Raw genomic sequence first — 15504 nt, 5'->3', positions numbered from 1 at the left:
CTGTCCGGCGATATCCAGACGCAGCTGGAAACCGGCCACATCACCACCGCCTTCCCGGCCGCTGCCGACTAAGTCGCACGCGACCACCATTGCGAAAGGGCCGCGCCTTCGGGTTGCGGCCCTTTTCCTTTGTCCCGATGGACAGGAAGAAAACGATTAAAAATCCCGACAATTTCTTTCCATTGCCCCATTCGCGCCCGGATTCGGCGGGATAGTCATCTCATCCCAAGGGGGCAGACACCTAAGGGCAAACTTAAAAAGACCAAACCTGGAGCAAGACAATGATCAAGACCTTCCTGAATTCCGAATCCGGTGCCGTGACTGTTGACTGGGTCGTGCTGACCGCAGCTATCGTGGGCCTGGGCCTCGCCGTCATGGCCGTCGTGTCCGCTGGCGTGCAGGACCTGTCCGGCGATATCCAGACGCAGCTGGAAACCGGCCACATCACCACCGCCTTCCCGGCCGCTGCCGACTAAGTCGCTGATAGATATAATTCTTTAAGGGGCTACGCCATGTGCGTGGCCCCTTTTGCGTTTCCGGATCAGTGACGATCGGGGTTTTCTGTTTCCCAATTACCGCCGCATTTTGTCCATAATTGCGCATTTCTGCCGCATTTTCGCCTCAGTTCGCCGCGATCTTGCCATGGTCTGCTCGGGATGCTGCCACATCCCTTAAACCCTGGAGGATCTGCCATGCGTGCAATTGCCCGCCTGAAATCGTTTGCCCTTTGTGAATCCGGTGTCGTCACCGTCGATTGGGTCGTGCTGACCGCTGCCATGGTCGGTGTCGGCCTTGCCGTGACCAACACCGTTGCTGCCGGTCTGGAAGACCTGTCCAACGAAATTCGCACCCAGTTGGAACGTGACCATATCGTCGAAGAATTCAACTGATGCCTTCGGTTCCTCCCTGCCAGGCGGAACCGGTCAAAATCGCCTAGATCTTTAGGGATTTGGCGTCGCGCTGTCCCTGCTCTGCCTTGTTTCTGCCCTGTCCGGGGGGCCATAGTCCCCCTGCCCCTCAGAGGGTTCGCGACAGAATGCGCTGCTTACCCGCCCACTTGCGGGCTACCCCACACAAGGCAAAGCAGGAGCACGCCATGTCCATGAAATCCCTTATGTCTTTTCTGTCCGACGAATCGGGTGCCGTCACCGTTGACTGGGTCGTTCTGACCGCTGCGCTGGTCGGCCTCGGCCTGGCCGTGATCTCGGTTGTGTCGAGCGGTCTCGAGAACCTGTCCGGCGATATCCAGACACAGCTGGAAGCCGACCACGTGACTGCCGGATTCTCCAGCAGCACGTCGACATCAACAACCACGACCACGACCGACTAAGGCGCCCTGCGCCCGCCTGAGGGGCCGCCGGACGGCCCCCCGGGCCGCGATCCGTGCCGACAGATGGTCGAGAGCCGACCATTCTTTTGCCCAATTTCTTTGCAAGGATCAGCCAGATGAGAGCATGTCGGCACGGACCGGCATGCCAGGCAGAACAAATCGAGGGGCAGTAGCATGCGAGTCATATTCGGACTTGTCCTTATCATAGGCATTGGCCTCGCGGGCTTTGCGGTCTACGTGGCGAAGGACCGTTTCACGCAATACCAGGCCGCGCTGGAATCGCAGCGGGGCGAAATCGTACCGACAACCACCGTCTATGTCGTGACGCGGCAGGTTCGCTATGGTGAACAGTTGCGACCACAGGATGTGCGGGCCATCGAGTGGCCCGAGGAATTCGTCCCGTTCGGCGCGTTCACAAGCGCCGAGGACCTTTTCCCGGCGGACTCCGATGAACCGCGCACCGTCTTGCGCGTGATGGAACGCAACGAACCCGTTCTGGTCTCGAAAGTGACCGCTCCGGGCGAAGATGCCGGCGTCGCCTCGCGGCTGGAACGCGGCATGCGCGCTTTTGCGCTGCGCGTCGATGTGGCCAGCGGTGTGTCCGGTTTCCTGCGTCCCGGCGACCGGGTGGACGTGTACTGGACCGGCGTCGCGCGCGGAGAAAACGTGACGCGCCTGATCCAGGCGTCGCTGCAAATCATCGCCATCGACCAGACGGATGACCAGGATCGCAACAACCCGACCATCGCGCGCACCATCACGGTCGAAGCACCGCCGGACCAGATCGCGGCTCTGGCCCAGGCACAGGCGACGGGCAGCCTGACACTGGCGCTGGTCGGTGTCCGCGATGACACGCAATCGGACACGATCGAGATCACGCAGGATACCCTGCTCGGGGTGCCCGACAACCCCGTCGAAACCGGCCCGCGGATCTGCACCGTCCGCAACCGTCGCGGGGCAGAGGTCATCGTGACCCAGGTCCCGTGCACCAACTGATCCACCCGATACCGACTTTCGGCCCCCATCATCTTGGGGGCCGTTTGCCGTTTCGGCCCAAGACTGGGCCATCGTGCTTTCCCGACAACATGAATATCGGCCTGCAAGATGCTGATTCTTGCGCCAGAAAGCGTTTTCGGGCATTGTGCGCCGAAAGGGGCCGTCAGAGCCCACCCGAAAACGTGATCAGAGAGGCAGGATCACAATGAGCATTTTGCGCCATATCTGCGCCGTCCTTGTGGGATGTGCGCTGGTCGTATCGATACCGACGAGTTCGCATTCACAGGCCCTCCGTGTGTTGGAAGGGGCCACGTCCGCAACGCTGCGCGTGCCGATGAACCGGGCCGTTGTGGTCGAAAGCGAGGCGCTGTTTGCCGAACTTTCCGTCGCGAACCCCAACATCGCCGATATCGCCACGCTGTCCGAACGCACGATCTACGTGCTTGGCCGCGCGCCGGGTCGCACCACGATGACCCTGCTCAGCATCGAAGGGCAGCTGATCGCGAATGTCGAGATCCAGGTCGTGCCCGATCTGGCCGAGTTCCGTGAACGCCTGCAAGAGATCCTGCCAAACGAAGAAATCGAGGTGCGCACCGCCAATGACGGTATCGTGCTTTCAGGAACCGTGTCTTCCGGTCAGGTGCTGGACCGGGCGCTTGAACTGGCCAGCCGTTATGCGCCGGGCCGGGTTTCCAACATGATGATGGTCGGCGGCAGCCAGCAGGTCATGCTGCGGGTGCGCTTCGCCGAAATGTCGCGCAGCGTCAGCCGCGAGCTTGGGGCCTCGCTTGGCATTGCCGGCTCGGTCTTCGGCGGCGACGGTGGCGCGACCCTTGGAACGGGTGGTGCAAATGTCACGGGTCCGGCCACGTTCGGCGTCGGTCAAACGCTTGCTCCGAACACCACCGGCCGCAACGGCGCGCTCGGGGTCAGCTTTGGCACCAACAGCCTGCAACTCTCGGTCATGCTGGAAGCGCTGGAGGCCAACGGCGTGGTCCGCACGCTGGCAGAACCCAGTCTCAGCGCCCTGTCCGGTGCCACCGCAACCTTCAATGCAGGCGGCGAATTTGCTGTTCCGGTGCAAACGGAAAACGGTGTCTCCGTCGAGTTCCGCCCCTTCGGCGTGGTGATGAACTTCACCCCGACCGTTGTTTCGGATGAAACCATCAACCTGCAACTGTCAGCCGAGGTTTCGGCCATCGACACGCTCGTTCCGACGGTGAACGGCGTTCCCGGCCTGCGCACCCGGTCAGCCTCGACCACGGTGGAAATGCGCGACGGGGAAAGCTTTGCCATCGCCGGGCTGTTGCAGGACGACTTCCGCGATTCCATCGGCCAGGTGCCGTGGCTTGGCGATATCCCGGTTCTGGGCGCGCTGTTCCGCAGCGCCAGCTATCAGCGCGAACAATCGGAACTGGTGATCATCGTCAGCGCGCATCTGGTGTCGCCCACGCGGGGCGAGGCGCTGGCGCTGCCAACCGACCGCATCCGCATTCCCACGGAAAACGAGCTGTTCCTGCTTGGCCTAACCGCCGGACGCGTGCCTGATGCGGGCACCCCCGCGGGCGATGTCGCGCAGCAGGATTTCGGCGGCTCCTACGGCTATGTGATGGAGTAAGACCATGGGAATCCCGATGAAAACACTCCTTCTGGCCGGCGTCGCGGCGCTTGCGCTGACCGGCTGTGACCGCATCCGCAATGTGGGCGAGGCAGGCAGCTTCATGGATGAGGGCGGCTTTGGCGACCCGACCATGAACAACGTTCTGGTGATGACCGGGCAGCGATCCTATGTCGAAGAGCTGTCGACCCGCTTCGCGCAGGAAGTCCCCACAACGATCAACTTCGCCTTCAACAGCGCCGCGCTCGATTCCCAGTCCCGTGCCGTTCTGCGCCAACAGGCCCAGTGGATCCTGCAATTCCCAGAGGTGCGGTTCAGCGTCTACGGCCATACCGATCTGGTCGGGTCCGACGCCTATAACCACAGCCTTGGCCGTCGCCGCGCGCAGGCTGCCGTGAACTACCTTGTCAGCCAGGGAATCGCCCGCAGCCGACTGGACGCCCTTGTGTCGCTTGGGGAAACCCAACCGCTTGTCGCCACCCAGGACCGCGAACTGCGCAATCGCCGGACAGTCACCGAGGTCAGCGGTTTCGTGCAGAACGACCCATTGGTGCTGGACGGGCGCTACGCCGATATCGTCTATCGCGCCTATGCCGGACCGCGCACCGGGGGCGGCGACTGATCGCCCTCGCAACCGCGCAACCCCGGGTAAATACCCAATAGTTTCGGTTTTTTGGTCGTATTGTTGCCCAACTTGAGGGCCACACAGAACATCGGAGGCAGAGTGGCGAGGTCCTGATCGAGCGGGAATCAAGCCTGACCTTCCGGTAAGCAGCACTTCTGCCGCGACCGAAACGACAACCGACCCGGACAAATCCGGGCATTCCGGGGTATAAACGATGAGTGGAGGCCTTGCGCTGAAATCGACTCCTGCACCGATCGTGGCATGCACCATTGCCCGCGACGTTCAGACGTTTGATTTGCTGATCGACGATATAGAGGCCGAACTGGGCGAAGCCTGGGGCGACCTGAATTTCATGGAGGCACAAGCCTTCTTCGTGCAGCCGGAGGCGGACGACCTTGAATTCGTCGCCGTGGCCGTCGATGACGAGGATGAGCAGGATATCGAACTGATCATCCGGGTGATCGAACAGGCCAAGTCCAAGGGCGTGAAGGTCATCCTGATCGCTGAAGACGTCAGCCCGCCGATCCTGCACCGCCTGCTGAACGCGGGCACCGATGATTTCGTGCCCTACCCGCTGCCGGAAATGGCCTTCCACCAATCGGTGGAACGGATTCGCGCGGGTCAATCCATCGCGGAAGCCCCTGCCGCTGAACCGCCCGCGCCCGCGCCCGCAGCTGCTGTTGCACCGGAAACCGCCACACCGGCAGAACCGCAGGCCCCGGCCCAGATCCGCACCCCCACAACCAGCATGGGCGACCGTGTGGTCTTCGCCGTGCAAAGCATGGCAGGCGGCACCGGCGCCAGCACCCTGGCCGTGAACCTGGCGTGGGAGATCGCAACCGCGGACAAGAAGAACCCGCCTTCGGTCTGCCTGATCGACCTCGACCTGCAATTCGGCTCGACATCGACCTATCTGGACCTGACACGCCGTGAAGTGATCTTTGAAGTGCTGTCCGAGGCGCAGTCCATGGATGTGGACGCCTTCAAGCAGGCGCTTCAGACCTATGACGGCAAGCTGTCGGTCTTTACCGCGCCCGCCGACATCCTGCCGCTCGACCTGATCGGCCCGACCGAGGTGGAGGCGCTGATCAAACTGGCGCAGGAATGCTTCGATGTGGTCATCGTCGACATGCCCACCACCATCGTGCAATGGACCGAAACCGTGCTGAACGCGGCGGATGTCTATTTTACCACGCTGGAACTGGACATGCGGTCCGCCCAGAACACCCTGCGCTTCATCAAGGCGCTTCAGGCCGAAGACCTGCCGATCGACAAGGTCCATTACGTGCTGAATCGCGCGCCCAAGGGGCTCGACATGAGCGGCAAGAGCCGCGTCAAGCACCTGGCGGAAAGCCTGAATATCGAGCTGAACACGCAACTGCCCGATGGCACCAAGCAGGTCACCCAGGCCTGCGATCACGGGACCCCGCTGGCCCTGTTTGCGAAGAAAAATGCGCTGCGCAAGGAAATCGCCAAGCTGGCGAAAACCCTGCATGACGCAATCCGTGCCGAAGCAACGGCAGGCTGAGGAGCGATAGATGTTTTCCCGCTACAAGAAAAACGGTCCCGCCAGCCCCGTTCACCCGGCCCTGACAACGGACCCGGAGCCAAGTGCCGGAACCCCCGGCCCGGCGGCTGCCGGCGACGCGGCCCCCAAGATCGCGCGCAGGCCCAAGCCAAAGCCAAGCGTCGCCCCGGCGGAACCTGTCGCCCTCGACAAGGAGGCCAAGCGCCGTGCCCGTCTTGACGAAATCAAGACCGAGATGCATTCGCGCCTTCTGGACAACCTGAACCTGTCCGCGCTGGAAAAGGCCAAGGAAAGCGAACTGCGCGCCGAAATCAACTCGATCACCAATGACGAGCTGACCGATATGGGCGTGGTTCTGAACCGCGAGGATCGGCAGACCCTTCAGACCGAGCTCTTTGACGAGGTGACGGGCCTCGGCCCGCTGGAGCCGCTGCTGAAAGACGACACTGTCAACGATATTCTGATCAATGGCCCCTTCAACGTCTTCATCGAACGGGCGGGCAAGCTGCAAAAGTCGGATTGCCGGTTCAAGGACGAACGCCACCTGTTGCGGATCATCGACAAGATCGTGTCCGCCGTGGGCCGCCGCGTCGATGAATCCAATCCTTACGTGGACGCCCGTCTGAAAGACGGCTCGCGTTTCAACGCGATGGTGCCGCCCGTGGGCGTGGACGGCTCGCTCGTGTCCATTCGTAAGTTCAAGAAGGACAAGCTCGGCATTGACGACCTGGTCAAGTTCGGCGCCTTCAACGAGGAAATGGCCGCCTATCTTCAGGCCGCCGTCGCAACGCGCCTCAACGTGATCGTGTCGGGCGGGACGGGGTCCGGTAAGACCACCACGCTCAATGCGCTGTCGTCCTTCATCGACAATTCCGAACGTATCCTGACCATCGAGGATACGGCGGAACTTCAGCTTCAGCAGGAGCATGTGGGCCGGATGGAAAGCCGCCCGCCAAACGTCGAAGGCAAGGGCGCGGTCACGCAGCGCGACTGTCTTCGCAACGCCCTGCGGATGCGTCCCGACCGCATCATCGTCGGGGAAACGCGCGGCGAGGAAGTGATCGACATGTTGCAGGCCATGAACACCGGCCACGACGGGTCGATGACGACGATCCACGCCAACAGTGCCCGCGATGGCGTGTCGCGTCTTGAAAACATGATCGCCATGGCCGGGATCGAGATGCCGATCAAGGCCGTGCGCAGCCAGATCGCCAGCGCCGTGAACCTCATCGTGCAGGCCAGCCGCCTTCAGGACGGCAGCCGCCGCATGGTCTCGATCACGGAAGTGACCGGCATGGAGGGCGATGTGATCTCGATGCAGGAGGTGTTCCGCTACGAACGTCTCGGCCTCAAGCCCGACGGCACCATCATCGGCCGTTTCACCGCCTGCGGGGTGCGGTCGCACTATTCCGAACGTTTCCGCCAGTGGGGCTATGACCTGCCGGCCTCGATCTATGAACCCGCGGGGGACTGACAGCCATGGAACTGAGTATCGAACCGCTCATCTATATCGGCATCTTCGTCGGTATCCTGATGTTGGTCGAAGGCATCTACCTGATGGTCTTCGGCAAGTCGATCAGCCTGAATTCCCGCGTCAATCGCCGTCTGGACCTTCTCAACAAGGGGGCCAACCGCGAAGACGTGCTGGCCAAGCTGCGCAAGGAACTGGACCAGCACACCGGGTCGCGCACGATCCCGCTCTATTCCCTGATCGCCAGCAAGGCGCAGAAAGCCAGCATCGCCTTCACCCCGCAGCAGCTGATCCTGGTCATGATCGCCCTCGGCATCGCCGCCTTTGTCATGCTGACATTGATGACCGGTGCTTCGCTGCCCATTCGGGTGCTTGTCTCGGTGATCATGGGGATTGGCGGCGTGTTCATGTGGGTCAACTCCAAGGCCAAGAAGCGTCTTGCGATGATCGAGGAACAATTGCCCGACGCGGTGGATCTGCTGGTGCGGTCCCTGCGTGTCGGCCACCCGTTCGTATCGGCCATCAACACCGTCTCGAAAGAGGTTGCCGACCCCCTTGGGTCCGAGCTTGGCATCATCGCCGACGAAGCCGCCTATGGCCGCGATGTCAGCGAAGCCATTGCCGCAATGGCCGAACGGCTGGACATGCAGGATCTTCGCTTTCTGGCGGTGGCCGTCGGCATCCAGCAGAAATCGGGCGGCAACCTTGCCGAGATCCTCAATGGCCTGTCAAAGGTGATCCGCGCGCGTTTCAAGCTGTTCCGCCGCGTCAAGGCCATCACCGCCGAGGCCAAGTGGTCGGGCATGTTCCTGTCCGCCTTCCCGTTGCTGGCGCTGATCGGCATCAACGTGATGCAGCCCGACTATTATTCCGACGTCATGGAAACCCCCGCTTTCATCCCGGCCTGTGCCGTGGTGGCGGTCATGCTGGCGGCGAACTTCTTTTTCATGCGCCTGATGGTCAACATCAAGGTCTGAGGAACGGATAGATGAACCAGATCAACGACCTTATCGTCAGCTATCTCGGACCGCTCGGCCCCCTGTTCGTGGTCGGCTTCCTCGGGCTGCTGCTTGTGGCCATGGGTCTTTCCGCCATCGTCTTCCGCAAGAAAGACCCGCTGACCAAGCTGCGCGACATGAACCGCGAGGGCACTTCGCCAGAGGTTCAGAAGGCGCTGCGCATCGGCGGCAAGAACGAGAAGCTGGACAAGTTCGCCCAGTTCCTCGAACCGCAGAACCAGGAAGAGTTCAGCCAGATCCAGCTGACCCTGATGCGGGCAGGCTACCGGTCCAAGGGCGCGGTCCAGACCTTCCACTTCGCGCAATTCGCGCTTGGCATGGGGTTTCTGGCACTTGGCGTGATCTACACGCTGATCGCCCCCGACATGGGTACCCAGAAGAGCATTCTCAGCGTGCTGATCCCCGGTGCCGTGGGCTATTACCTGCCGAAATACTGGGTCACCAAGCGCGTGCAGAAGCGCGAAGAGGAAATCACCCAGGGCTTCCCGGACTCGCTCGACCTGATGCTGGTCTGCGTCGAGGCGGGGCAATCGCTGGACCAGGCCATTATCCGTGTTGCCAAGGAAATCCGGCCGTCATTTGAATCGCTGGCCGACGAGTTCGAGATCGTCGCCTACGAGATGAAGGCCGGCAAGGACAAGGTGAAGGTGCTGCGCGATTTCGGCGAACGCTGCGGCGTGCAGGATGTGAACAGCTTCGTCACCGTGCTGATCCAGTCGGCCACCTTCGGCACCTCGATCGCCGATGCACTGCGGGTCTATGCCGAAGAGATGCGTGACAAACGCGTGATGCGCGCCGAAGAAAAGGCCAACAAACTGCCGACGAAGCTGACGCTTGGCACGATGATGTTCTGTCTGCCGCCGCTTCTGATCATCCTGATCGGCCCGTCGGTCTACGGCATCGCACAAAACCTTTCAGGAGGAGGAGGCTTCTGACAGACATGAGGTGGGGCAAGACATTACTGGCAATCATGACCGTTCTCGGTCTGGCCGCGTGCGAACCCTCGCCGCGGCTTGCGCCGTTGAACGAGGGGCTCGACGCGCCCGAGGATCTCAACGTGCTCAGCGACGGGGTGGATCCGCTGATCGTGGGTCATCGGCTGATGGAGGCGGGCGAATACGACCTTGCCCTGCGCAGTTACCTGCGTGCGGCCGGTGACCGGGGCATGACCGGCGAAACCCTTTCTTCGCTTGGATCGGCCAACCTGCAACTTGGGCGGCTTGGCCAAGCCGAAGAGCTTCTGCGCCGCGCGGTCGAGGTCGATCCCGATTTCGTCCCGGCCTGGAACAACCTCGGCGTGGTGCTGATGGAACAGGGCGAATACGGCGAAGCCCGGCAGGTTTTCCGCCAGGCCTATGCGCTCGACAGTGGCGAAAGCGACTCGATTCGCGAAAACCTGCGCTTGGCTATCGCGCGAATGGAAAATCCGGGCTATAGTCAAGACCATACAAATCAAAGCTTCGACCTGGAGCGTCGGGGTGGGGGGCGATACCTCCTGCTTTACGCGCCATGAACGGGGCAAGAACGAGCAGCAAGAGGCAGCGAATGCGCCCTATTATCCGGATCACGGCAGTGGTGTCTGTCGGGCTTGCCTTGGCGGCCTGCGACCAGACCCGGTCTGCCGATGTCGATCGTGCGCTGGACGGCGTCAACGTCATCGACGAAACCAATCTTAACGACATCATGCTGACATCGGCCGACCCCGATGAGGCGGTGACCTATTTCCGCCGCGCCAGCCGGGAAAACCCCGACCGCATCGACCTGCGCCGGGGGCTGGCCGCCAGCCTGATCCGCGCCGGTCATCATACCGAGGGCGTCACTGTTTGGCGGGCCGTCGTCAACAGCGACGAGGCCACCGATCAGGACCGTGTGGACTATGCAGGTGCCCTGATCCGCACCAATGACTGGGAAGAGGCCGAACAGCAGCTCGACGCCGTGCCCCCCACTTTCGAGACCTATGAACGCTACCGGCTGGAAGCGATGATCGCCGACAGCAACGAGGAATGGGATCGCGCCGACAGTTTCTATGAAACCGCCGTCGGCCTGACCATGCGGCCCGCAGGCGTGCTGAACAACTGGGGCTTCTCCTACCTCACTCGGGGCGATTTCGACGCCGCCGAACGGATGTTCGTCGAGGCCATCAACTATGACCCCGACCTTTTCACCGCCAAGAACAACCTTGTGCTCGCCCGCGCCTCTCGCGGTCAGTACACCCTGCCGCTGGTGCAGATGACCCAGGTGGAACGCGCGCAGCTGCTGCACACCATGGCCATTGCTGCTATCCGCCGCGGGGACGTGGATATCGGCCGCGGCCTGCTGGAAGACGCCATCGACACCCATCCGCAACATTTCGAAGCCGCCGTCCGTGCGCTTCGCACGCTGCAGAGCTGAGGAGACGACCATGACCCTTGCCATCAGCCAAATGGAAGCCCTCTGGTTCCTGCCCTTCGTCCTGCCGATCTGTATCTGGGTCGCCTGGTCGGACCTGCGTGAAATGCGCATTCCCAATGTCAGCGTTCTGTCGCTGGCGGGGGTGTTCCTTGTCGTTGGTCTGGCGCAGGTCGCCATGGATGTCATGGCCTTCAGCACCTGGTACATGCGCCTTGCGCAACTGGTGATCGTGCTGATCGCGGGGTTCATCATCACCTCGATCGGGCTGGCGGGCGCGGGCGACTCCAAGTTCGCCGCCGCCATGGCGCCGTTCGTCGCCCCCGGCGATTACCTGCTGTTCCTGACGCTCTTCGCGGCGGTCCTGATCGGGTCCTGGATCACCCATCGGGGGGCCGGAATGGTGCCCGCCGTGCGTCGCGCAACGCCTGACTGGGTGTCGTGGGACCGGGGCAAGCTCTTCCCCATGGGCGTCGCCCTGGCTGGGGCTCTGGTGGTTTACCTGGCGCTTGGCGCCATGGGCAGCGGGGCTTAACGGCCCCGCAATCAAGACGGGGTATAAGACGGATCCGGGGGCATTTTCTGGCGAAAGGGTAACGCCCGATGAATATGCAAGCTGCTGACATGAACTCCTTTGCGCCGCCGATGCTGCGCAAGCTGGAGGATACAGGCCTTCAGATGGTGATGATGCGGGACATCCTGCTGAAAACCATCTTCCGCAAAAGCATCGAACAGACCAGCGCAATTGCCGAGGCGATCTGCCTGCCGATGCCGCTGACACAACAGCTGGTCGACATGCTGCGCGATATGGGGCTGTTGCAGGCCATGGGCACGCTGCATGCCACATCCTCCTCGGAAATGGGCTATCAGCTGACTGACGCGGGCAAGGCGCGCGCCCTCGATGCGCTGTCGCAGTCGGAATACTATGGGGCCATGCCGATCCCGCTGGAGGCCTACAAGGAACAGACCAAGCGCCAGTCGGTGAAGAACGTCCAGATCACCCGCGATGCGCTGAACGGGTCCATGGGTCACCTCATTCTGCCCGCGGGCCTGATCGACCAGCTTGGACCCGCCGTCAGCTCGGGCCGGTCAGTGCTGATGTATGGCCCGCCGGGCAACGGCAAATCCTCCATCGCGGAAGGCATCCGCGCCGCGCTTGGCGATACGATCTACGTGCCGCGCGCCATTTCCTATGCGGGTCAGGTCATCACCCTATTTGACCCGATCGTGCACACCCCCGTGGCACAGCCCACAGCCGAGGGCAGCAGCCTGCGCCGCCAGTCCAGCCGCTACGACACCCGCTACATCATGTGCAAGCGGCCGACGGTGATGACGGGGGGCGAGCTGTCGCTGTCCATGCTCGACCTCAACTACAACAAGACCTCACGCACCTATCAGGCGTCGCTGCAATTGAAATCCACCGGCGGCGTCTTCATCGTCGACGACCTTGGCCGCCAGGAAGAACCGCCGCAGGCCCTGATCAACCGCTGGATCGTCCCGATGGAGGTGGGCTACGACATCCTGACCCTGCAATCGGGCGAGAAATTCGAGGTGCCCTTCGACACGCTGGTTGTTTTCTCGACCAACTTCCACCCCAATGACCTCTTCGACGGCGCGGCGCTCAGGCGGATCTTCTTCAAGGTCAAGATCGACGGGCCGAGCCAGTCCGAGTTCCTCAAGATCTTCGCCATGGTCGCGAAGAAGAAGAAGGTGCCGCTGGACGAGGCATCGCTGCTGCATCTGCTGAAGAAGAAATATCCGACGGTGGACAATATCTACGCCAACTACCACGCGCCGTTCCTGCTGGACCAGATCATCGCCATCTGCGAGTTCGAGGGCATCCCCTACCAGATGCGCCCCGACCTGGTGGACCGGGCCTGGGAAAACCTCTTCGTCAAGCAGGAAGCCATCGCCCACTAGCGCCAGAAGGATTTTGCAAAATCCTTCAACGCGTTTTCAAAACGCGTCCCCGCGCCCCATTCGAACGGAGGTGCGGGCAGATCACCGCGCGCCTTCCCCGGCCCGGCTCTTTGCCCTATCTCTGGGACATGACCGCCCTGCCCCCGATCATCGAAGACTGGTTTGCCCAACGGGGATGGGATCTCCACCCCCATCAGCGCGCCATGTTCGACCGGTCCGGCGACCCCGCTTTGATGCTCATCGCCCCCACCGGTGGCGGCAAGACCATGGCCGGGTTCCTGCCCACGCTGGCCGAGCTAACAAATGGCAGCCATGAGGGGCTGCACACGCTCTATGTCTCGCCCTTGAAGGCGCTTGCCGCCGATATCAAGCGTAACCTGCGCCGCCCGGTCGAGGAGATGGGCCTGCCGATCCGCATCGAGGACCGCACCGGCGACACCCCCCAAAGCCGCCGCAAACGCCAGCGCGCCGACCCGCCGCATGTCCTGCTGACGACCCCGGAAAGCCTCGCCCTGCTGACCTCCTACGAGGATGCGGCGCATATGTTCCGGGGCCTCAAGCGGATCATCGTTGATGAAATCCATGCGCTTGCGGAAAGCAAACGCGGCGACCAGCTTTTCCTCGCCCTCTCGCGGCTGGAAACCCTCGCCCCCGGCCTGCGCCGCGTGGGCCTGTCGGCCACGGTCGAGGACCCGCCGGCACTGGCGAAACTCCTGGCCCGCGCGCCGGACCCCTGCCCGATCCTTCATGCCGATCCCGGACCCGACCCCGACATCGCCATGCTGGAAACCGAGGAACGCCCGCCGTGGTCTGGCGGTGGTGGGGCCTATGCGATCCCGGCGGTCACTGACCAGATCAAGCGGCACAAGACCACGCTTATCTTCCACAACACCCGCGCTCAGGCCGAGATTTTCTTTCATAATCTGTGGCTTGCCAATGAGGACGGGTTGCCCATCGGCATCCACCACGGCGCCCTTGCCCGCGAACAGCGCGAAAAGGTGGAGGCCGCGATGGTGGCGGGCGATCTGCGCGCCATCGTCTGCACCGGCACGCTTGATCTGGGCATCGACTGGGGCGATGTGGACCTTGTCATTCAGGTCGGCGCGCCCAAGAACGTCAAGCGGCTGGTGCAGCGGATCGGCCGCGCGAACCACCGCTACAACGCGCCGTCAAAGGCGCTGCTGGTGCCCGCCAACCGGTTTGAAGTGGTGGAATGCGTGGCAGCGCTGGAAGCTGTGAAGGCACATGAACTTGATGGCGAGCCGCGCGGGCCGGGGCCTTTGGACGTGCTCTGCCAACATATCCTGATCCGCGCTGCCGCCGGTCCCTTTGATGCCGACACGCTGTTCGAAGAGGTCAAGACCGTCGGCGCCTACGCCAACCTGCCGCGCGCCACATTCGACCGTTGTCTCGATTTCGCGGCGACCGGCGGCTATGCCCTGCGGGCCTATGATCAGTGGCAGCGGCTGGTGCAGCGCCCCGACGGGCAATGGCAGCTGCGCGACCCGCGCGGGGCCGCCCGCATCCGCATGAATATCGGCACCATCACCGACAGCGACAAGCTGAAGGTTCAGCTGAAACACCGGCGCGGCGGCAGGCCCTTGGGCGAGGTTGAGGAGGCCTTCGCCGCCACGCTCACCCAAGGCGACACCTTCCTGATCGGTGGCCATATCGTCCGCTACGAAGGCTTGCGCGAAATGGTCGTCGAGGTCAGCCGCGACAAGGGCCGCAAACCGAAGATCGCTGTCTTCTCGGGCACCAAATTCGCCACCTCCACTCAGCTTTCCGACCGCATCCTGGCGATGTTCCGGCAGGACAGTTGGCCCAACCTGCCACCTCACACCGCTGATTGGCTGGCCCTGCAACGAGAGGTTTCCAGGCTGCCCGAACGCGACCGGCTGCTGGTCGAGACCTTCCCCCATGACGGGCTGCACCACCTGTGTCTTTACGGCTTCGCGGGCAAGAACGCGCAGCAGACCCTTGGCCTTCTGGTCACGCAGCGGATGGAGGAACAGGGCCTCAACCCCATGGGCTTCGTTGCCACCGACTATGCCACGCTCATATGGGGTCTCGACCCGGTGACGGACCCTGCCCCGCTGCTGTCACGCGAGGGGCTGCATCAGGCGCTGGAGGGCTGGCTGGCTGAAAACGCCGTCATGAAACGCACCTTCAAGACCTCGGCGATCGTGGCGGGCCTCATCGACCGCAACAGCCCCGGCGGCAAGCGCAAATCCGGGCGCCAGGCGACGTTTTCCACCGACATCCTTTATGACACGCTGCGCAAATACGACCCCGATCACCTGATGCTGGATATCACGCGGGAAGAGGCCATGCGCGGGCTGGTGGATTTCGGGCGGGTGGAGGAAATGCTCGACCGCATCGGCCCCCGCATCGACCATCTGGACCTTTCCCGCGTCACCCCGCTGGCCGCGCCCCTGTTTCTGGAGGTCGGCAAAGTCCCCGTCAAAGGCCGCGCCGAGGATGTGATGATCGAACGCGAACGCGCGGTGCTGATGCAGGCCGCCGGGCTGGCCTAGGCTCAGGACCCATTGATTTCCGTCTGGCGGCATGATTCACGGCTCGAAAAAACGAGCGGTAACATGTCTGAT

At 62.6% G+C, this 15504-nt stretch carries 15 protein-coding genes; all 15 read left to right on the top strand.

The genetic code is table 11. The features are described 5' to 3' along the window. Positions 1-281: 281 nt before the first annotated feature. The 15 genes from RBB16_RS19310 to RBB16_RS19240 all read left to right on the top strand — a co-directional run bounded on the left by RBB16_RS19310 (position 282) and on the right by RBB16_RS19240 (position 15432). On the top strand, positions 282-476 hold the full coding sequence (locus RBB16_RS19310; RefSeq protein ID WP_071688838.1) for a pilus assembly protein: 195 nt from the start codon (positions 282-284) through the stop codon (positions 474-476). A 216-nt stretch (positions 477-692) separates the two neighbouring features. After that, the gene (locus tag RBB16_RS19305) at positions 693-890 is read left to right on the top strand and encodes a hypothetical protein (RefSeq protein ID WP_071688839.1); all 198 of its coding nucleotides are present in this window, start codon (positions 693-695) and stop codon (positions 888-890) included. 206 nt (positions 891-1096) lie between these two features. Beyond that, positions 1097-1330 (top strand): pilus assembly protein, encoded by a 234-nt coding sequence (locus RBB16_RS19300; protein WP_131541749.1) that lies wholly within the window; start codon positions 1097-1099, stop codon positions 1328-1330. A 174-nt stretch (positions 1331-1504) separates the two neighbouring features. Continuing rightward, complete coding sequence (cpaB, locus tag RBB16_RS19295; protein ID WP_071688840.1) at positions 1505-2326, top strand: Flp pilus assembly protein CpaB; 822 nt, start codon at positions 1505-1507, stop codon at positions 2324-2326. A gap of 205 nt (positions 2327-2531) precedes the next feature. Next, positions 2532-3944, top strand: coding sequence for a type II and III secretion system protein family protein (locus RBB16_RS19290; protein ID WP_306047671.1), 1413 nt, complete (start codon positions 2532-2534; stop codon positions 3942-3944). Between the two features lie 16 nt (positions 3945-3960). Further along, complete coding sequence (locus tag RBB16_RS19285) at positions 3961-4566, top strand: OmpA family protein (protein ID WP_071688867.1); 606 nt, start codon at positions 3961-3963, stop codon at positions 4564-4566. 217 nt (positions 4567-4783) lie between these two features. Next, entirely contained in the window at positions 4784-6097 is a 1314-nt protein-coding gene (locus tag RBB16_RS19280) for an AAA family ATPase (RefSeq protein ID WP_306047670.1), read from the top strand. A 10-nt stretch (positions 6098-6107) separates the two neighbouring features. After that, on the top strand, positions 6108-7571 hold the full coding sequence (locus tag RBB16_RS19275) for a CpaF family protein (RefSeq protein WP_306047669.1): 1464 nt from the start codon (positions 6108-6110) through the stop codon (positions 7569-7571). Positions 7572-7576: 5 nt separating this feature from the next. Then, positions 7577-8545: a type II secretion system F family protein gene (locus RBB16_RS19270; RefSeq protein WP_306047668.1), complete on the top strand. Its 969-nt coding sequence runs from the start codon at positions 7577-7579 to the stop codon at positions 8543-8545. Between the two features lie 11 nt (positions 8546-8556). Further along, entirely contained in the window at positions 8557-9522 is a 966-nt protein-coding gene (locus tag RBB16_RS19265) for a type II secretion system F family protein (RefSeq protein WP_071688845.1), read from the top strand. A gap of 5 nt (positions 9523-9527) precedes the next feature. Then, on the top strand, positions 9528-10100 hold the full coding sequence (locus RBB16_RS19260; protein WP_071688846.1) for a tetratricopeptide repeat protein: 573 nt from the start codon (positions 9528-9530) through the stop codon (positions 10098-10100). A gap of 32 nt (positions 10101-10132) precedes the next feature. Further along, entirely contained in the window at positions 10133-10978 is an 846-nt protein-coding gene (locus RBB16_RS19255) for a lipopolysaccharide assembly protein LapB (RefSeq protein ID WP_071688847.1), read from the top strand. A gap of 10 nt (positions 10979-10988) precedes the next feature. Next, complete coding sequence (locus tag RBB16_RS19250; protein ID WP_071688848.1) at positions 10989-11510, top strand: prepilin peptidase; 522 nt, start codon at positions 10989-10991, stop codon at positions 11508-11510. A 68-nt stretch (positions 11511-11578) separates the two neighbouring features. After that, the gene (locus tag RBB16_RS19245; protein WP_306047667.1) at positions 11579-12895 is read left to right on the top strand and encodes an ATPase; all 1317 of its coding nucleotides are present in this window, start codon (positions 11579-11581) and stop codon (positions 12893-12895) included. 128 nt (positions 12896-13023) lie between these two features. Continuing rightward, the gene (locus tag RBB16_RS19240; protein WP_306047666.1) at positions 13024-15432 is read left to right on the top strand and encodes a ligase-associated DNA damage response DEXH box helicase; all 2409 of its coding nucleotides are present in this window, start codon (positions 13024-13026) and stop codon (positions 15430-15432) included. Positions 15433-15504 lie beyond the last annotated feature (72 nt).

The sequence above is a fragment of the Nioella sp. MMSF_3534 genome, from assembly GCF_030732985.1.
Taxonomy (GTDB): domain Bacteria; phylum Pseudomonadota; class Alphaproteobacteria; order Rhodobacterales; family Rhodobacteraceae; genus Nioella.
The sequence above is the reverse complement of the archived record's forward strand: the minus strand, read 5'-3'. Positions and strand labels throughout refer to the sequence as shown.